This window comes from Paraglaciecola hydrolytica (genome assembly GCF_001565895.1).
GTDB lineage: Bacteria > Pseudomonadota > Gammaproteobacteria > Enterobacterales > Alteromonadaceae > Paraglaciecola > Paraglaciecola hydrolytica.
In genome coordinates this window covers 177,510-198,033 of sequence record NZ_LSNE01000007.1, presented here as the reverse complement: position 1 = coordinate 198,033, position 20,524 = coordinate 177,510, and the positions used below count along the sequence as shown (strand labels likewise).

12 protein-coding genes and 1 pseudogene are annotated in these 20,524 nt (G+C 43.9%); 8 read left to right on the top strand and 5 right to left on the bottom strand.

Annotated features, from left to right (window positions below; genetic code table 11):
* Positions 1-80: 80 nt before the first annotated feature.
* The 8 genes and pseudogenes from AX660_RS14665 to AX660_RS14630 all read left to right on the top strand — a co-directional run bounded on the left by AX660_RS14665 (position 81) and on the right by AX660_RS14630 (position 14,168).
* Positions 81-1,562 (top strand): putative bifunctional diguanylate cyclase/phosphodiesterase, encoded by a 1,482-nt coding sequence (locus tag AX660_RS14665; protein ID WP_068378251.1) that lies wholly within the window; start codon positions 81-83, stop codon positions 1,560-1,562.
* 275 nt (positions 1,563-1,837) lie between these two features.
* Positions 1,838-3,235 carry a M20/M25/M40 family metallo-hydrolase gene (locus tag AX660_RS14660; RefSeq protein WP_068378249.1) on the top strand — a complete coding sequence of 466 codons (1,398 nt, stop codon included), beginning with the start codon at positions 1,838-1,840 and terminating at the stop codon, positions 3,233-3,235.
* 45 nt (positions 3,236-3,280) lie between these two features.
* On the top strand, positions 3,281-4,993 hold the full coding sequence (locus tag AX660_RS14655) for an amidohydrolase (protein WP_068378248.1): 1,713 nt from the start codon (positions 3,281-3,283) through the stop codon (positions 4,991-4,993).
* A 172-nt stretch (positions 4,994-5,165) separates the two neighbouring features.
* On the top strand, positions 5,166-7,685 hold the full coding sequence (locus AX660_RS14650; protein WP_068378246.1) for a TonB-dependent receptor: 2,520 nt from the start codon (positions 5,166-5,168) through the stop codon (positions 7,683-7,685).
* Positions 7,686-7,855: 170 nt separating this feature from the next.
* Complete coding sequence (locus AX660_RS14645; protein WP_068378243.1) at positions 7,856-9,208, top strand: M16 family metallopeptidase; 1,353 nt, start codon at positions 7,856-7,858, stop codon at positions 9,206-9,208.
* Positions 9,192-10,559 carry a M16 family metallopeptidase gene (locus AX660_RS14640; RefSeq protein ID WP_068378241.1) on the top strand — a complete coding sequence of 456 codons (1,368 nt, stop codon included), beginning with the start codon at positions 9,192-9,194 and terminating at the stop codon, positions 10,557-10,559. The genes AX660_RS14645 and AX660_RS14640 overlap by 17 nt, the downstream gene beginning before the upstream one ends.
* A gap of 176 nt (positions 10,560-10,735) precedes the next feature.
* Positions 10,736-11,791 carry a CNNM domain-containing protein gene (locus AX660_RS14635; RefSeq protein WP_068378240.1) on the top strand — a complete coding sequence of 352 codons (1,056 nt, stop codon included), beginning with the start codon at positions 10,736-10,738 and terminating at the stop codon, positions 11,789-11,791.
* Positions 11,792-11,981: 190 nt separating this feature from the next.
* Positions 11,982-14,168: pseudogene (locus AX660_RS14630) on the top strand (penicillin acylase family protein).
* A 589-nt stretch (positions 14,169-14,757) separates the two neighbouring features.
* On the opposite strand, the gene ispH reads toward AX660_RS14630, so the two are convergent.
* The 5 genes from ispH to ribF are packed head-to-tail and all read right to left on the bottom strand — an operon-like array spanning position 14,758 to position 20,498.
* Positions 14,758-15,702, bottom strand: a complete 945-nt coding sequence (gene ispH / locus AX660_RS14625) for a 4-hydroxy-3-methylbut-2-enyl diphosphate reductase (protein ID WP_068378239.1) — start codon at positions 15,700-15,702, stop codon at positions 14,758-14,760.
* Between the two features lie 24 nt (positions 15,703-15,726).
* Positions 15,727-16,203: an FKBP-type peptidyl-prolyl cis-trans isomerase gene (gene fkpB / locus AX660_RS14620; RefSeq protein ID WP_068378238.1), complete on the bottom strand. Its 477-nt coding sequence runs from the start codon at positions 16,201-16,203 to the stop codon at positions 15,727-15,729.
* Positions 16,196-16,705, bottom strand: coding sequence for a signal peptidase II (gene lspA, locus AX660_RS14615; protein WP_068378237.1), 510 nt, complete (start codon positions 16,703-16,705; stop codon positions 16,196-16,198). The genes fkpB and lspA overlap by 8 nt, the downstream gene beginning before the upstream one ends.
* Positions 16,698-19,526 (bottom strand): isoleucine--tRNA ligase, encoded by a 2,829-nt coding sequence (ileS, locus tag AX660_RS14610; protein ID WP_068378236.1) that lies wholly within the window; start codon positions 19,524-19,526, stop codon positions 16,698-16,700. Before ileS ends, lspA begins: the two co-directional genes overlap by 8 nt.
* 45 nt (positions 19,527-19,571) lie before the next feature.
* Positions 19,572-20,498: a bifunctional riboflavin kinase/FAD synthetase gene (gene ribF / locus AX660_RS14605; RefSeq protein ID WP_068378234.1), complete on the bottom strand. Its 927-nt coding sequence runs from the start codon at positions 20,496-20,498 to the stop codon at positions 19,572-19,574.
* Between the last annotated feature and the right edge of the window lie 26 nt (positions 20,499-20,524).

Here is a 20,524-nt window from a genome sequence, read left to right as displayed (position 1 = left end):
TGGCAAATTAAGTCAATTTCGGGCATAGTTCGCGGCATTGGCTTTTGAGCAAGGTTTCGGCAAAAAAATTGGCAAAATTCATGAATAATTCAACAACATCTGCTTTACGAGTCGCTTTAATTTATGTGATTTTTGCCGCTGCCTGGATTTTATTCTCAGATTCGATTGTTGAGGCAGTATTTGGTGATCAAGATTTAATAGCTGAGATCCAAACTTACAAAGGTTTGGCGTTTGTCATCATCACTGCCTTAATGTTGTTTACTCTGGTGCTGCGCAACAATTATGCCTTGGATAGGGCTAATGACACTGACGCTCTTACTGGCTTGTACAACATTAATCTCTTTATCCGTTCTTTAGATTTAAAAATAAAAGAACTAAAACCCAACGAGCGTTTAGTCTTGGGTTATTTGGATATTGATGATTTTAGAATGATTAATGAATCCATTGGCTTTGAACGTGCCGATGAGTTGCTTAAAGATTTAGCCCTGCATTTTGAACAAGCTACTTTGCATGGTTCTGTCGTAGCTCGTATGCAAGCCGATCAATTTGCCAGTTTTAATAGCTTTGGTGAAAACCTCGATATGGAAGCACATGTACGAGGTATACAAATTATCTTTGATCAACGTTGCCGTCATTTTGGTATTAATGCCACTTGTAGTTTGGGCATTGCACTTTACCCCATTGATGGGCGTACGCCTAAAGAGTTAATGGTGGCTGCAACAGATGCATTGGGCATTGCCAAAGAAACCAAAAATGCCATTCAGTTTCATGATAAAGCGATGACTGAAAAAGCCTTACAACGCCGGCAAATGATTATTGATTTGCAAAAGGCGATATCAAGTGAACAACTAACCGTGGTATATCAACCTAAGTACACCTTATCTGATCAGGTGGCGAGTGGTGTTGAGGTATTAGTGCGCTGGAACCATGGACAACATGGGTTTATTTCTCCTGACATTTTTATTCCCTTGGCCGAAGAAAATGGCTTATCCAGCGCCATTTCAAAATTGGTCGTTAAAAAATCCTCGCAAGAACTGGGGCAATCAGGTTTATTAGGTAACAAAATCAAACATGTAGCGGTAAATGTCTCTGCCACTGAATTTAACAACGCCGATAAGATGTATAAACTGACTCAATTTATCCTGACTCAATCAACTTTAGCCACCTGTATGCGCATAGAAATTACTGAAACCGCCACCCTCAATGACATGAAAAAAAGTTTGAGTATTATCTCTAATCTGCAAGCCAGCGGACTCACTTTTTCAGTAGATGATTTTGGCACGGGTTACACCTCCCTAGCGATGCTAAAAGATTTGACCGTAGACGAGATCAAAATAGACCGTAGTTTTGTGTCTGAAATTGAACATGATCCGCGTTCAAGAACTATAGTGAATGCCATTATCGCCATGGCAAAAAGCTTTAATATCAATGTAGTAGCTGAAGGTGTTGAGACAGCCGAACAGCTGCAAGCCCTAAAAGCAATGGGTTGCCAAGAAGCACAGGGTTATTATTTAGGTAGGCCAATGCCTATAAAAGATCTGGTTTTACATCTACAAAACTAAGCTGCTAGCTAGAGTGTTTTGCTATCCAATACTGTTGCAGCTGTTTTTAGTCGAATAGTTCGATGGGCAATTAGTTGCTCATCGCTGGGTTTTAGCCCAATCCCACCTAGCAAAAAATAAATCATCATGTAGTTAAAAGCTATCTACTCCAAAAACCTAAATCATGTTACAACGCATTACTGCCTCAAATATAAAAACTTGCTTTATCACGGCTTATTAGATCACTTAGGCGAGGCGCCTTGTTGTGAAAACAGCCCTAAATCTAAGGAACAACAATGCGTCATCATTTGCTAAAACTCATCGCAGTTGCTTTATTACTACCTTGCGGCTTATTGGCCCAAGCCAGCGACAAAGCCCCCTATCAAGATAAAGCGCTAGAGTTGCTACGTAAAAGTGTGGCCATGCGCACCTCAGTTGGTTTTAATAAAGTACCTGAGTTGGCCCAACTGCTGGCCGATGAATTTAAACAAGGTGGTTTTGCTACTGAAGATATTCATCTTATCCCGATAGAAGATACCGCGGCATTAGTGGTGCGTTATCGGGGTGATGGTCGCTCAGCTAAAAAGCCAATTTTATTGTCTGCCCATATGGATGTGGTGGATGCGCGCCCCGAAGATTGGCAACGTGATCCTTTTACCCTGATTGAAGAAAATGGTTATTATTTTGGCCGTGGCACGGCTGATGACAAGTTTCCACTCTCAGTATTGGCCGCGACATTAATGCGTTTTAAAGCCGAAGGTTATGTGCCATCCCGAGATATTATTTTGGCTTTGTCGGGTGATGAAGAAACCCTGATGAAATCCACCCGCGCTTTAGCAACCACCTATCGCCATTTAATTGATGCTGAATTTGCCCTAGTGGCTGATGGTGGTGGTGGTCAATTAGATGAGCAAGGCAAGCCTATATCCTTTATGGTGGATAGCGCCGAAAAAACCTATGCCTCTTTTCAGATGAAAGCCACCAATCCCGGTGGTCATAGTTCGGTGCCACGTGATGATAACGCCATTAAAGATTTAATGCTGGCACTGAATAATATTTTTAACTATCAATTTCCGGTAGCTTACAGCGACATTACTCGCTCTTATTTTGAACAAATTGCCCCTATGATCGGCGGTGAACTTGGTCAAGCTATGCTGACTTTTGCCAAAGATCCAAAGGATAAAAAAGCCTTGAAAACCCTGCGTAGTCACCCTGAATATGTGGGCTCAACGGGTACGACTTGTGTCCCTACTATGCTCACTGGCGGCCACGCCGACAATGCCTTACCCCAATCAGCAACCGCCATGATCAATTGTCGGATATTCCCAGGGGTCACCGTTGCCCAAACCCTAGAGGTTCTCAGACAAGTCGCTGCCAATGATAATTTAGAGTGGACGGTTTACGACTCAACTTTAGACAGTGATGCCTCGCCCCTGCGCCCCGATGTATTTAGTGCCATTGGCCGGGCTATTCACGACCATTATCCGGCCTTGCCGATTATTCCACATATGGCTTCAGGTGCCTCAGACGGTTCACATTTTAGGGCTGTGGGCATACCCAGTTACACCTTCACTGGTATATTTATGAAAGCTTCTGACGATTATGCCCATGGTTTAAATGAGCGAGTTCCGGTGACAGCTCTGCCGTTTTCATTAAAAATGTGGAATTCGGTACTGAAAGATTTAACCAAGTAATAGCGTGACCAAAGAGCTTTGAGTGTTTCAGAAAGGGCTAAAGCAATGCAAATTAAAGCAGTAGTATGTGGTTTAAGTATCGTATTTTTAGCGGCTTGCCAGACGTTTAAACCGGGGGCAGATTTAATTTTGCTGGATGCGCGCATCAATACTCAAGATGCAGCACAACATTTAGCTCAAGCCATTGCCATTAAAGATGGGCGTATCATCGCCATTGGCACTAATGCACAGGCATTGCAGGCTCAAGGCCACAACAGCCAAGTAGTAAGAATGGCAGGTAAAATGGTACTGCCCGGCCTTATCGACAGCCACATTCATAGCATTGAAGGTGCGCTGGCGATGAATGCTTGTTCAATGGATGATGAAAAACTTTCTATCGAACAACTTAGCGAGAAAATCCATGCCTGTGATCAGCAGCAGCCTGGCGATGACTGGCTACAAGTATTAAACGTGCGTGGTGTAGGTACAGTACTCGACCGTTACATACTCGATGGCATACTAAGTCATCGCCCGTTGTGGCTTGTGAGTACCGATGCTCACGTAGCGTGGGGTAATAACAAAGCCCTTGAGCTCGCTGGGGTGGATGGTACTACTGTCGCACCTTCTACTGGCAAAATTAGCCATGATAGCAAGGGCGAACCAACGGGCATGTTCAGAGATGGCGCGACAGCGCTGGTCAGCAAACATATTCCGCCCATGCCATTGCAACAACGAGTGGATGCCTTAAGTGAAACATTAAAGCAATTTCAGCAAACAGGTATTACTGCATTCTTAGAAGCCAACAGCAATGCCCAAAGTATCGAGACTTTTTGTGCCTTGTATCAGCAAGGCAAACTAACTGCCTCGGTGACTATCGCACTAGGTAGTGATGGTACAGCTGATGACGCCGAATTTAGCCGTTTACTTGACTTAAAAAATCAAGCAGAACAGTGTGGAGTCAAAGCCGATACCATTAAACTTTTTGCCGATGGCGTGATGGAGTTTCCCACTCAAACGGCGGGTTTACTTAGCCCTTACTTTGATATTGAGGGTAAAACCACTAGTAACTCAGGCGAACTGTATCTTCCACCGACTCAACTCAATCAGTTTGTCTTGATGGCCGCAGAACGTGGTTTTAGTTTGCATGTACATGCCATTGGTGACGGTGCGGTACGAGAGGTGTTTGATGCTTTTACTTTGCTGCGCCAACAAGCCCCCACTAGCGACACGCGCCTCAGCATGGCGCATTTGCAGTTAATCGACCCTAGCGATTTTAAGCGCTTTGCTGAACTGGATGTGATTGCCTCAGTCCAGTTATTGTGGGCGCAACCTGATGAATACAGTTTCGATGCCATTGCACCTTATTTGGGTGAAGATCGTCAGCGCTTAGTGTATCCCGCAGCATCCTTATTAAATCAAGGCGCAACCTTGGCCGGTGGCAGTGACTGGAATGTATCGAGCTTTAACCCTTTTGCCGCCATCGCTATTGGTCAGTCACGCCTCAATGCAGAGCACCCCGAATACGCCGGGTTAAATGTTAACGAAGCCCTAACGACCGAACAATTACTCACCGCTTACACTATCAATGCCGCTAAAGTGCTTGGTCAGCAAAACAATATTGGCAGTTTACAAGTGGGTAAACAGGCTGATCTGATTGTACTGGCCGCGCCAATTGACAATAACAGCAGTGCCTTTGATATCACCGCGACACAGGTGCTAGCCACAGTAATAAAAGGCCGTGTGGTATTTGGAGAATTAATTCAAACGAGTAAAAACTAAGTATAAAAAAAGTGTAACACAGCACAATTTATTACTATCCAAAATTCAGTAATTTGATTAGTGTAAGTCGTTAATTCGATGTCACGCGTGGTGCTCTATACAACGCTTGATGAATCTCTAATTAGCGGTAAACATACATAATAATAAAACACACAACACACAAGGGAATTCTATGTCCGTCACCAAAATAGAAAAATTAAGCTTAAGTCTGGTTGGCTGTGCAGTCATTTCTGCTCTGTATGCCACACCTTTATTTGCTCAAGAAGAGCCTGTTGTAGAAGACGCTGGAACAGAGCGCATCATGGTTACTTCACGAAGAAAGTCAGAAACCATTGTTGAGATCCCAATGAACGTTTCTACTGTTGGCGCAATGGAAATCGCTGATCGAAATTTACTTAATAAAGAGGATTTGTTTCGTTCTATTGCTGGGGGAGCAAGCCCTAGAGGAGAGCTAATATTACGTGGACTCAGTGGTGGCAACGGTTCTGGGGGGACTACCACTCAACGTCCTATTGGCACAACTAGCACCTTTACCGATGATGTTCCTTATAATTTTAGCGACCTTTATGATGTAGAAAGAGTAGAAGTACTACGTGGACCACAAGGAACTCTTTACGGCTCGAACGCCATTGGCGGTACTGTGCGAGTGATAACTAAACGTCCGCAATTAAATGAATTTGAAATCAATGCATCATTGCAGGTTAATAGTGAAGAAAGAGTCAAAGGTTTAGATCAAAGGTTATATGCCACTGTTAACCTGCCTCTTTCCGAAGAAGTTGCTTTACGAGTAACGGGTAGCACCTCTGATGACCCTTTAAGCATCACCAACGTCAATACGGGTGTACAAGGTAATATCCGTTCTAATTTCTTGCGCGCCCAATTATTGTGGCAAGCGACAGACGATTTAAGTTTTAACGTGGGGGTTATCCACGACGAATTTGAAAAAATAGGCACAGATACCGCAGATTTAGCCACGGGTGGTGCTTATTATGAAGCCTACCTAACGGCTAATGCCGATGCGCCCTTTGGTTATGATGTGGAAATTGGTATAGCTCCCGAATGTGCAGGTACACGAGTTGAGTGTATGAGTTCTGGTTATATCGCCGGAGGTACAAACCCGCGTTATAACGGCTGGGAATTGATGGACGGCACTGTCAATGACGACACCAATATGGTGACCTTGAACATTGTGCATGAAAACCTATTTGACTTCGCTACGCTAAATTATTCTGGTTCTTATCGTGAATATGATGACTATGTGGGCACCAGCGCTAACTGGTCACGCAGCGACGCCAGCGATATGTTCCGTACGTGGATTATCAATGACTTTCAACGTAAACGTACTACCCATGAATTACGCCTTGGTAATCTAGATTCAGACAGCAATTTTGACTGGACCGTAGGTTATTTCTATGACAAAGATGAAAACGGCAAAGGCAATAACCGCCAAGATCAGTACCACGGTGACGGTAATCGCGGTAAAGCCATAGCCTCTGCCTTTTGGGGAGATTATTGGGGTTACTTCGGTGGTGAATGGGAAGGCAACAATGGTGAATTAGTCGTGGTGAATACTGCAGCTGATTTAGGCATGTTGTATTGGAATAACCCCGAAATCAATTACAGTGAAGAAGTATTGGTTAGTTATGCCACCGAAAGTTCATTTTTTGGTGAAGCCAGTTATACCCTAGAAACAGAAGAGATGGGTGAGTTCGAATTCACCGCTGGTATCCGTTTTTACGATTTAAAAGACCGTGAAAAATCAGAAATAAAAGGTATTTGGGGCTCAACCTCAAACTGTGATCCGGATGATCCTTCAGATGATGCTGAATGTACTCGCCCCGACTTAGCGCCAGGCATACCTATTGTAAACAGGCCAGATCAAGGCGGTAATGAAAGCGGTAATCGTAAGAAGTTCAGTGTGTCATGGCGTCCTGACGCTGACATGTCTGTTTATGCCTTATATGCTGAAGGTTATCGTCCAGGGGGTAACAATATTTCTACCTTACCTCAGGCTTGTCGTAATGATCCAAATGCGAGTTACTTCCAAACTCGTTATGAGTCAGATTCCATCGATAACTATGAGATTGGTTACAAAGCGACTCTTATGGGTGGCAAAATGAATGTCTCTACCGCCGCATATCAAATAGATTGGACCGGTGTGCAAGCTGAGATTTACATGGGTTGTGGTTTTAGTTTTACGGCTAATGCAGCTGAGGCCAGATCACGTGGTTTAGAGATTGAAACATCAACCCATATTGGCGATGAACTGGTACTTACTGCAAATGGTGGATATATGAAGGCAGAAATGCTAACAGATGTTGAATCTATTGGTGCACATGCTGGTGATGATATGACTCAGGTACCTAAATACAATGTTTATATGGCATTGGATCAAGGGTTTAGGATCTTTAACCGTCAAGCTTATGTACGAGCAGAATTGGAAGCCTATGGCGAGTATAAAACTCACTTTGCAGGCACCGAAGAAGACGTAATTGACGCCTACCAAAAATTCAATCTATCAGGTCGCATTGAGTTGCAAGACGGCATAAATGCCAGCTTACATATCAATAACTTGTTTGATAAAGAATATCTTAATTGGCGCAGCACTACCGGTAATAGCTACGGCAATTATCACTATGCGGAATATGGTAGCGGTCGTAACGTAACCTTACGTTTAGACTTTACTTTCTAAACAAGCACTATTAAACACATAAAAAGGGCTGCATCTGCAGCCCTTTTTTACATCTGCGTTAAATCTATATACATATTTGTTTACCTTTACATAGAGGCCAATTTAAGGAAATAAGATAGAATCATTTTGTCAGCAAAAGCTTAATAAAATTTGGCTACTCGGCCTAGATAATGAGGAAGGATATGAAATTAATCAGATGGAGCATTTTACTTGGGTCCTTGCTCAGCACGGCCTCTGCTTGGGCCTTGACCCAGGCCAAAGACGTGAAAAGCTTTACCCTAAAAAATGGCATGCAAATCATGGTGTTGGAAGATAATTCGATTCCCAATGCCAATATGTATTTATTCTGGAAAGTGGGCTCGCGCAACGAAGTTCCGGGGATCACCGGTTTAAGCCATTTTTTTGAACACATGATGTTTAACGGTGCCAAAAAATACGGTTTTAAACAATTCGATCGCGCCATGGAAGCTGCCGGTGGCGCTAATAATGCTTACACCACAGAAAACTCCACGGTATATACCGATTGGTTTCCAGCCGACAGTTTAGAGTTGATGTTTGATTTAGAGGCTGATCGTATACAGCATCTCAATTTTGATCCTAAGGTGGTTGAAAGTGAAAGAGGGGTGGTGACTTCAGAACGTTCTACCGGCTTAGAAAACTCGAACTTCAGATCCATTTGGGACGAAGTTAAAGGCGCCGCTTTTCGTGCCCATCCTTATAGTTGGTCGGTTATTGGTCATGCGTCTGACATCGCCAATTGGAGCATGGAAGATTTACAGCAATTTCATAAAACCTATTACGCACCTAACAACGCCATAGTAGTGGTCGCGGGTGCGGTAAAAGTCGAAGACGTAAAACGTTTGGCCGAGCAGTACTTCGAACCTATACCAGCACAAGCTGAGCCTAAAAAAATTCATACTGTTGAGCCTGAGCAAAAAGGCGAAAGAAGGGTTTATTTGCAAAAAGAATCAGTTTCAACGCCTAATATTATGCTGGCCTTTCACGTACCAGAGAGTAAACATTCAGACTATTATGCGCTGAGTATGCTCAGCGATATTTTGGCCACCGGCAACAGTTCTAGGCTTAATCAATCACTGGTTTATGAGCAGCAACTGGCCACTGAACTCTTCACCTATTTCCCTGAATCTATTGACCCCAATTTGTTTTATATCTATGCGGTTGCAGCACAAGATGTAGAAGCAGATAGACTAGAACAAGGGCTGATAGCACAGCTTAATTTGATAATGCAAAAAGGCGTTACTGAAGAAGAATTACAGAAAGTCAAAAATCGCCGTTTAGTGGATTTTTATCGTGAAATGGCCACCATCAATGGTAAAGCCAACACCATAGGCACTTATCAATTATTCTTCGATGATTACGCTTTATTATTTAATGCACCCGAGAAATTTGCCCAGGTGACAGTGGCCGATATTCAACGTGTTGCCAAACAGTATTTACGCAAAGCTAACCGCACCGTTGGGGTGTTAGCTGCACAGGAGGATAGCCATGAAACGGATCTTTAATTACCTCATCGTTTTGTCATTTTTAGTCACAGCGTGTTGGTCGCAGGCGGCAGAATTTACCCTGCCTAAATATCAAAAGTTCAGCCTCAAAAATGGCTTAACCCTGTATTTGTTAGAACAACATGAAGTGCCCTTGATTGATGTACTGGTGACGGTAAAAGCCGGAGCGGTACAAGATAATCAAGCAGGACAAGCCATGCTGACAGCCGACAGTTTGTTACTTGGTACCACCAAGCTCGCTAAACCCAAGTTTGAACAAACCATGGATTTTGTCGGCGCTCAAGTGTCGAGTGGTGCAAACCTAGAATACTCTTACGTCAAACTGTCCATGGCCAAAGTTGATCAAGACAATTTATTGCCTGTGTTGCGTGATGTGCTGCTGTCGCCCGCTTTTGAACAAGCTGAATTCGACAAACATAAGACCCGTTATTTAGCTCAACTTGAACAACAAAAAGAAAGCCCCAGACAAGTGATAAAAAGCTACTTCAATGAAGTGCTGTATGCAGGGCATCCTTATGCTAGCAGCGTCGACGGCACAAGCGCCTCGGTAACAGCCATTGACTTAGCCAATGTGAAACAGTTCCACGCTAAGTGGTATCAACCCAACAATAGCGCCATAGTGATTACCGGTGATTTTGATAGCAAAGCCATGAAGGCCAAGATCGAGAAACTCTTTGCTGACTGGCAGGGTAAGGCTCCCGAGTTCACGCTGGATCAAAATTTACCCACTCCAAGCGAAGCCAAGGTATTACTGGTAAATAAAAGTGATGCCAATGAAAGCACCTTTATGATCGGTGGCGTTGGCATTAAGCGCAGTAATCCTGATTATGTAGCGCTGTCGGTGATCAATACCGTGTTAGGTGCCCGTTTTACCAGCTGGCTCAATGATGAGCTACGGGTTAACTCTGGCCTTACTTATGGAGCGGGCAGTCGCTTTGATAGTCATTTGGCCGGTGGTAGTTTTTATATCTCCACTTTTACTAAAACAGAGTCCACCAATGAAGCCATGGATTTGGCCTTAAGTACCTACGCTCGTTTATGGGAAAAGGGTATCGACGAAGCCACCCTTGCCTCGGCTAAAGCCTATGTAAAAGGTTTGTTTCCGCCAAAATATGAAACCTCTGAAGATTTAGCCTGGTTATTAAGTGAGATGTTTATCTATGGTTTTGATGAAGGTTTTATTAATAACTTCTCGAAGCAAGTGAATAGTCTGGATATCAAACGCAGCAAACAACTAATCGACACGTATTTCCCCCAAGACAAATTACAGTTTGTGGTGGTAGGCAAGGCAGATGATATTCGGGATAAATTAAGCAAATACGGCAAGTTAAGTGAAACGGATATTAAGTAGCTAACTAAGTCACTGTGGTAAGTGACCTAGCCTTTATACCTATTTATTCCCGTTGAGTAGGGTGATCTTAGGGTCACCCTTTTTGTTTTTAATCCTGACAGTCGCGTATTCTTGCTTATGAGGTAGATCTGGGATAGCGTTGATTTTTACTGTTTTCTGAGGAGCCACTAGCGCCCATGACCCTGTTGATTATTTACGTATTGATAGCCTTGGGGTTTTCATTTTTATGCTCAATAGCTGAAGCCGTTATTTTGAGTATGTCCTCCGCCTATGTATCGGTGTCGATGAATAAAGGGCAACAATCGGGCGTAATATTACACAAGCTATCAGAAGATATTAATCGTCCGCTGGCAGCAATTCTGACACTCAACACGATTGCCCATACCATGGGAGCCGCAGGCGCCGGCGCCCAAGCCGCAGTGGTTTTTGGTGATGCCTATTTAGGCTTAGCCTCGGCGGTGCTGACTTTATTAATCTTGGTTTTTTCAGAAATCATCCCCAAAACCCTAGGGGCGACTTATTGGCGGCAACTCGCCGCGCCAACCGCCTATTTTTTGAAATATCTAATCCTGATTTTGTACCCCTTTGTCCAGCTATCAAACAAGCTTACTAGCCGTTTCACCGAGGAAAGCCCTTTAAAAGGGCTCAGCCGCGGTGAGTTATATGCCATGGCTGAGATGTCACATAAAGAAGGACTATTAGAATTTCAGGAAGCTAACATATTGCAAAGTTTGCTGAGCCTAGATGCATTAACCGTTAAAGATGCGATGACACACAGAACAGTGGTATTTAAAGTGTCTGAAGACATGACGGTCAATGCGTTTTTTCACAAACATGCATCGACAACATACTCGCGCATTCCTGTTTATGAAGACGGAGAGCCTGAAAAAATCAGTGGCTATGTCATTAAAAGCGACTTGTTATTGGCTCAAGCGCGGAATAATGGCCATAAAATACTCGCAGAATATCGTAAAGACATGATTGCCTTGCTGCGCAGCACACCTTTAGCACAAACCTTTCGTCATTTTTTGCAATCCCGTAGCCATATGTTGTTAGTGGTTGATGAATATGGCGGTATGGATGGTATTTTGACCCTAGAGGATCTATTGGAAAGTTTGTTAGGTTTTGAAATCGTCGATGAAAAAGACAAACACATCAGCATGAAACGACTGGCTCAGCTCATCTGGAAACGTCGAGAAAGAGACTTGTTTAACCACAATGAGCAGGAATAAAGCAAGGGCATTGCACACTACAAACTAAGTGAAACGGATAGTAAATAACGACATTAAGTTAGTTAACCTTAAATATTAACTGAGCTGCTATATAAGCCGAAATTGCTCGTTCTTCGTATCGCCCATGTAGTTTGTTTGCTTTATAAACTAGAAGCAGAATAGCGACAGATATAGTGGCTTAAATCCAAAAATGGTGGTCTTGATGAAACGCTTTGTTCTTATAATAATCTGGGTATTATGCAGTTTTTCATTGTTAGCAAGTCCTCAAGATGTAACTCGTTGGCAAGAACAGGCCGAGCAAGTCACTATAACTCGTGACATTTGGGGCATTCCCCATGTTTACGGTAAAACTGACGCAAACGCAGTTTTTGGTATGATCTACGCGCAGGCCGAAGACGATTTTAACCGCATCGAGCTAAACTATTTAAACGCTATGGGGCGTTTGGCTGAAGCAGAAGGTGAAAGCGAGCTTTATCGCGACCTGCGCATGAAATTGTTTATCGACCCTGCTGATATCCAACAAAGATATCAGCAAACTCCTGTTTACCTGTAAAAGCTCATGAATGCTTGGGCGGATGGTCTTAACTATTACCTTTATTCTCATCCTGAGGTAAAACCTAAGGTGCTCAATAAATTTGAACCTTGGATGGCGCTCACCTTCACCGAAGGCAGTATTGGTGGAGACATTGAAAGCATTGATATCAAAGCCCTTGAAAGCTTTTATAAGCAAGGTAAATCTGCACCAAGGGTAGCGCAACTGACGCAAGATCCTAACGCTGAACCACAGGGCTCTAATGGTATTGCTATTGCCCCGCAAAACACTAAAAACGGCCACGCCTTACTCCTTATTAATCCCCATACCTCCTTTTATTTTCGCGCTGAGGTGCATATGCAAAGTGATGAAGGCTTAAATGCCTATGGTGCAGTGACGTGGGGCCAGTTTTTTATCTATCAGGGTTTTAACGAAAACACCGGCTGGATGCATACCTCGAGCGGCGCGGATTTTATTGACGAGTATTTAGAAACCATAGAACAACGTGCAGATGGCTATTATTACCAACACGGCGCTGTATGGAAAAAACTCAAAGAAAGACAGATCACTTTGCCCTATAAAACCAAAACGGGACAACAGGCAAAAACGCTCACTGCTTATTTTAGTCACCACGGCCCCATTGTACGTGAACTCGATGGACGTTGGGTCAGTGTCGCCTTATTGCAGAATCCTATTGATGCGCTAAAACAGTCTTATGGTCGCACTAAAACCACTCATTACGCCGACTATCAAGAAAATATGCGTTTGCATACTAACTCATCCAACAATACCCTGTTTGCGGATTCAACAGGCAATATCGCCTATTTTCATAGTAATTTTATCCCCCGTCGTGACCCGTCATTTGATTGGAAAAAACCGGTCGATGGCAGTAACCCCGCCACCGACTGGCAAGGTTTACACACACTCGAAGAAACCGTGGGTGGGCATAATCCAAAAAGTGGCTATCTGAACAATACCAACAATTGGCCATGGTTGATGGCAGGGCCAAAACACAGCCCTAAGCCAGAGGATTACCCAGCCTACATGGAAAATTACCCGGAGAATTATCGCGGCATCCACGCCATTGAAGTACTTGATGGCAAAAAAGACTTTACCATTGATAGTTTGGCGGCGGCTGCCTACGACAGTCATTTAACGGCTTTTGATGTGTTACTGCCGGTTTTATATAAGGCCTATGATGCTGCACCGGTGACTGATCTTGCTGAGCAAATAAGCCTGCTCAAGGCCTGGGATCATCGTTTTAGTGAGAGCTCTACCGCAACCTCACTCGCTATATTTTGGGGCCAAGAACTGCGGCGTAAAGCCGCCGCTGACAAAATAGCGCAAGCCACGGCCAGCAATCGCGGCCTAAGTTTCGACGAGTATGTGGTGGAATATAGCGCCCACATTGCTCTCAGCACCTTGGCAGAAGCCAAAGCACAATTAATTGCTGACTTTGGCAGTGCACAAACACCTTGGGGAGAGATCAACCGATTTCAGCGCCTGACGGGTGACATTGTGCAACCCTTTGATGATGCAGCACCGAGTATCCCTGTTGGTTTTACCTCTGCAACTTGGGGCTCGTTAGCAGCCTATGGCCAACGCACATTTAATGGCACAAAACGTATTTATGGCACACGTGGCAACAGTTTTGTTGCTGTGGTTGAGTTTGGCGATAAAGTAACAGCCAAAGCCATCACCGCCGGTGGCCAAAGTGGCGATCCATCAAGCCCCCATTTTAATGATCAAGCAGCACTGTATGCAGCAGGTAAATTACGCGATGTGTATTTCTATACTGCAGATATTGAAAAAAATACTGAACGTAAATATCACCCAGGAAAATAATAAGCAGGACTGTTGAGTTCGGATACTGGAATAGCAGCTAAAAATTGCGACAACAAAACAAGGTCTTGTTCATCAACTGCAAACTTTAAAAGGCTCCACTAAAAGCCTCGGTACTGAGCCCGCGGCAAGCCATCTTGCTTAATGGCTGCTTCTAACAATTGGGTGTTACATATTGCCAGATGAGTGCGCTTTTTTGGCAATGTTGGTGATAGTCCTTTTTGTAACAGTATAGATTGCAGAAAAACCTTTCTATTATACCAATTCCATTAAATAAATAGGCACTTAGAACGCGTCCAACGGTTAAGGAACAAGGCGTCGCTATGCAGGAATGGTCTTAGTCCTTCAAATAGCGAGAACGCAGAGCCTTATGCGTGGGGCGTTCCCTTTGGGCGAGTTTTGGCTACCAACAATGATGGTGGAAGGAAGAATAACGCACGACTATATGGATATAGGAGCGAGAGCGAAGCTAGATGCCAGATTCTAGTTTCTAGTTTCTAGTTTCTAGTTTCCAGAGCCCTTATTTGTATGACGGTTGTACAGCGATAATTTTTTTAAACTAGTAACTCGCGTCGCGCTACTTGACCTACTATTAATCTATTTGCTTGATGCGTAACTCTTTAGGCACGGCAAACTCAATGTTTTCTGGGCGGCCGGGGCGTTCAATGGCATGGCTTGCGCCCCACTCTTTTAAGCGATTGACTACACCTTGTACTAAAACTTCGGGGGCAGAAGCTCCGGCGGTTACACCAATGTTTTTGGCGTTTACCAGCCATTCACGCTGAATACAATTGGCATCAGCAATCAAATGGGCTTGTGCGCCAATCTTTTCAGCAAGCTCTTTTAAGCGGTTGGAGTTAGAGCTATTTTGTGCACCTACTACTAACAATACGTCACAGTCGGCAGCCAGTTCGCGCACTGAATCCTGACGGTTTTGGGTGGCATAACAAATATCATCTTTACGTGGGCCTTCGATGGCCGGAAACTTTGCGCGTAAGGCATCTATTACGTCTGCCGTATCATCTACCGATAAGGTAGTCTGACTGCAATAATACAGATGTTTAGAATTTTTAACCGTCAAGCCTGCCACATCAGCCACGGACTCAACCAAATAAATCCCACCTTTGGCGTTATCATATTGGCCCATGGTGCCTTCAACTTCGGGATGGCCTTGATGTCCAATCAAAATACATTCAGTGCCTTTTTTACTGGCACGCATCACTTCCATATGCACTTTGGTTACCAGTGGACAGGTAGCATCAAATACTTTTAAGCCACGGCTATCTGCTTCACTACGCACGGCTTGTGATACTCCATGTGCAGAGAAAATCACTATGCTGTCGTCTGGCACTTCAGCCAGTTCATCAACAAAAATAGCACCACGTTGTTTTAGCCCATCCACCACAAAACGATTATGTACGACTTCATGACGCACAAAAATTGGCGGCGAAAACAATTCCAATGCACGTTCAACTATCGTAATCGCACGATCAACTCCGGCACAAAAACCACGTGGATTAGCAAGATGAATTTGCATAGCTGTTTTCCTTTAAAACGATATTTATGAACTTAAATTAACCGACAGTATTTCAACATCGAAGGTGATTTGCTGACCTGCCAAGGGGTGATTAAAATCAACGGTGACTGAGTCACCGGCGACCGAACGAATGATACCAGGCAATTCAGAACCGTCAGGTTGAGTAAAAGCGATAATCATGCCCTCTTCAGCCGGTGCATCGACACCAAACTTGCTGCGATCCATGTGATAAATATTGTCTGGATTAGGCAGACCAAAGGCGTCTCTAGGCGCCAATGTGAAGGATTTTTTGTCGCCACATTTTAGACCTAACAAACAGGCTTCGAAGCTAGGGGTTAAGTTACCATCACCTATCACTAATTTGGCCGGTTTATTATTGACTCTGGTGCTATCAGCTGCTGAACCATCGGCTAATTTCAAGTCAAAATGCAAGACCACTTCGCTGCCCGATTCAATTATCGCTATCGATTGTTCATTCACAAATTGTGCTACATCAGTCATTTTTTAACTCTTTATTTTTAAACATATCGACGATCAACAAGGCTGCACCAAGACAAATGGCACTATCGGCAATATTAAAGGCCGGCCACACCCAATCCTGATAGTAGAGCACCAAAAAATCCACCACATGACCTAAAACGATACGATCATATACATTGCCCAGCGCACCACCAATGATCAAACAAAAGGCCACAGGCAACAAAATTTGCTGACGGGAAGTTTGTTTAAGCCACCATAAAATCAGGCCTACCACGACAAAAGCGATAACAGTGAAAAACCAGCGTTGCCAGCCACCGGCGTCACTTAAAAAACTAAATGCCGCACCTGTGTTGTAGACATGAGTTAGGTTAAAAAACGGCGTAATCTCCACCGCTTGATACAACTCGATGTGTTCTACCGTTAGTTTTTTGGTGTATTGATCTAATACAAAAGTCAGTACGGCCAGCCATAAAAAGCGCCAGCCTGTTTGACTAAATAAGTTTTGATTAAACAGCTTAAGCATAAGCGCGCTTTTCACCTTCACCATCAACGTTTTCTACACAACGCAGACAAATTTCTGGATGCGCTGCATTGCTGCCGACATCTTCACGGTGATGCCAACAACGACTGCACTTTTGACCAGTTGACGCACTAATCTCAAGCCATAAACCATTGATTTCTGTAGGGTTAGCCTGAGTAGGAGCTTGCTCGACTGCAACGACCTTGGCGGCAGAGGTAATCAGTACAAAACGCAACTCATCTTCGAGTTTATTAAGTACGGTTGTTAGCTCAGCCGTCGCGTAAATATTCACTTCTGCTTGCAATGAGCCTTTGATGACACCGGCTTTACGCGCCCCTTCGATACCACGGTTTACTTGCTCTTTAACTTCAAGTACTTGCAACCAAAAATCATTATCAAAAGCCGCATTCACGTGTAAGTTATTTAGGCTTTCATACCACGTCTGGGTAAACACAAACTCCTCTTTGTGCCAGCTGAGTTCTTCCCATAATTCTTGAGCAGTAAAGCTCATGATGGGCGCCATCCAGCGCACTAAACCTTCGATAATATGATACAACGCGGTTTGACAAGAACGACGTGCATGGCTATCGCCTTTCGCTGTGTATTGGCGGTCTTTAATGATATCTAAGTAAAAACTACCTAATTCAATCGAGCAAAAATGCATGAGTTTTTGCGATACCACCAGCAAATCATATTGCTCGTAAGCGGCAATAATCTCTTGCTGAATACTGGCCGCACGTGACACAACCCATTTGTCGAGCTCGACTAGCTCATCTAATGGCACCAGATCCCTTGCTGGTTCAAAACCTTTGAGGTTAGCCAATAAAAAGCGTGCGGTATTACGAATACGACGGTAAGCATCGGCTGAGCGATTAAGAATTTCGTCTGATACTGCAATTTCACTGCGATAATCAGTTGATGCTACCCACAAACGCAGAATGTCAGCACCAAGTTTATTGATCACTTGCTGGGGTGCAACGGTATTGCCTAAAGACTTAGACATCTTTTTACCATCACCATCCACGGTAAAACCATGGGTTAGCACTTGTTTGTAAGGTGCTACACCTTTAGCGGCAACCGAGGTCATCAGTGATGACATAAACCAGCCACGGTGTTGATCCGAACCTTCCAGATACAAATCTGCAGAAGCAGGAATATCATCACGGCGGTCAACTACAAAATAATGAGTTACGCCTGAGTCAAACCATACGTCAAGAGTGTCGGCAACTTTGACATAAGTCTCGGCATCACTACCTAACAGCTCAGCGCTATCAATATCCCACCAGGCTTGAATGCCTTTTACTTCAACCAGTTTTGCCACTTGCTCTAACAAAGCATCGGTATTGGGATGTAATTCGCCACTGTCTTTATGCACAAACAAGGCGATGGGCACCCCCCAAGTACGCTGACGTGAAATACACCAGTCTGGGCGACCTGCCACCATAGATTCGATACGTTGTTGACCCCATTCTGGGATCCACTGAGTTTGTTTGATTTGTTCTAACGATGCCTCACGTAACCCTTTTTTATCCATACTGATAAACCACTGGGGAGTCGCACGGAAAATAATTGGCGTTTTGTGGCGCCAGCAATGGGGGTAACTATGCACATAAGCGTGATGATGCACCAAAGCACCTTGCTCAAGCAGCACATCAACCACATGTTGATTGGCTTTAAAGACATGCTCACCAGCAAATATCTCGGTGCCTTCGACATAAACGCCATTGGCGCCAACTGGATTAGCCACTTCAAGATTGTAATGACGTCCCACATTAAAATCTTCTACACCGTGGCCAGGGGCGGTATGTACACAGCCAGTACCCGATTCAGTCGTAACGTGGTCACCTAAAATAACCGGCACTCTAAAGTCATAAAAAGGATGTTGTACAAGCTGATTTTCGAGCGCAGCGCCATGACAATAACCCAAAGCGTGATAGTGCTCAAAGCCAAATCTATCCATACACTCAGTAACTAAGTCAGAGGCAATAATTAAACGTTCCTTGCCCTCTTTACCATTAATCTGCACTAAGCTGTATTCAAGTTTAGGGCTCAAACACACTGCACGGTTAGCTGGCAGGGTCCAAGGTGTGGTGGTCCAGATCACTACGGAGATAGCGCCTTCACCCACTTGTTTATCTGAGTCGACAAAACAAGCTGTAATCGCAGCTTCATCACTGGCCTTAAAGCGCACATCAATAGACGGTGATGACTTATCCTGATATTCCACTTCGGCTTCAGCTAAGGCAGAACCACAATCGGTACACCAATGCACCGGTTTAAAACCTTTTTCTAAATGGCCTGAACGTACAATATTGCCCAGTTCACGAATGATGTCAGCTTCCGAGCCAAAATCCATGGTTTTATAGGGTTTGTCCCACTCACCTAGTACACCTAAGCGAATAAAATCGGCTTTTTGTCCTTCGATTTGTTTTTCAGCATATTCACGGCATTTTTGTCTAAATTCAGCCGCGCTGATTTTAAGCCCAGGTTTACCGACTTTCTTTTCGACCATTAATTCGATGGGCAGACCGTGGCAATCCCAACCAGGAATATAAGGCGCATCAAAATCCGACAAGGTTTTTGACTTAACAATAATGTCTTTAAGGATCTTATTAACCGCATGACCAATGTGAATATCACCATTTGCGTAAGGAGGGCCATCATGCAAAATAAACGGTTTTTTACCTTTTTTTGCCAGACGAATTTGCTGATAAAGGTTTTTAGCTGTCCATTGTTCGAGCATTTTAGGCTCGCGCTCAGCTAATGCACCACGCATAGGGAACGCGGTGTCAGGCAAATTTAAAGTAGCTTTATAATCACTCATTGTTGGTTTAATCCAAGTTGTTCACTGGGTTTGACTAAAATTGTATCAAGACAAGGCCAACATTTGTTGCGCTTTTTTTGCGTCTTGCTGAATTTGTTGATGTAACTGCTCAAATGAATCAAATTTCATTTCTTCTCGGATTTTATGTACTAAGGCAACCGAGATAAATTGCCCATATAAATTTTGATTAAAATCAAACAAATGCACTTCTAGCTGAGTGCGCTGACCATTAACCGTGGGGCGATGGCCAATATTTGCAACCCCAGCATAAGTTTGATTTTTAATCGTGACTTGTACCGCAAAGACCCCATTAACCGGCACTTTCACCCGTTTCATTTTTAAATTAGCGGTAGGAAAACCTATGGTTCGACCTTTTTTATCGCCATGTAATACTTTGCCCGCAATACTAAACGGACGCCCCAGCATTTGTGCAACTAACTTAAAGTTACTGTCAGCAAGCGCGGCGCGAACGGCAGTTGAACTTATCCGGCAATCTTCCACCCGAAAACTCTGAGTGCTTACCACCTCAAAATCACATTTGAGGCCTTCTTGTTGCAAATAGGCAAAGTCACCTACACGACCTTTGCCAAAACGAAAGTCATCACCTACCACTAAATATTTTACACCTAAGGAATCCACCAACAGATCTTCCACAAAATGCTGAGCACTTAGGGAGGCAAATTCACGGTCAAACTTAACACACAGCAATCTGTCGATGCCAAGCCCTAATAATTGGCTGTATTTATCGCGCAATACACTCAGGCGAGCGGGAGCATTATCAGGTGTAAACAATTCTTCTGGCTGAGGCTCAAACACCATAACTGTGGCAGGCAAACCAAGTTGCCGAGCTTTGTCTACAACTTGACTCAGCACAGCCTGATGGCCTAGATGCACACCATCAAATTTACCTATTGTTAATACACAAGCCCGATGTTTTTCTCTCAGATTGTGTAAACCGCGGATCAATTCCACCTAATATCTCGTTATTGTGTTTCGTA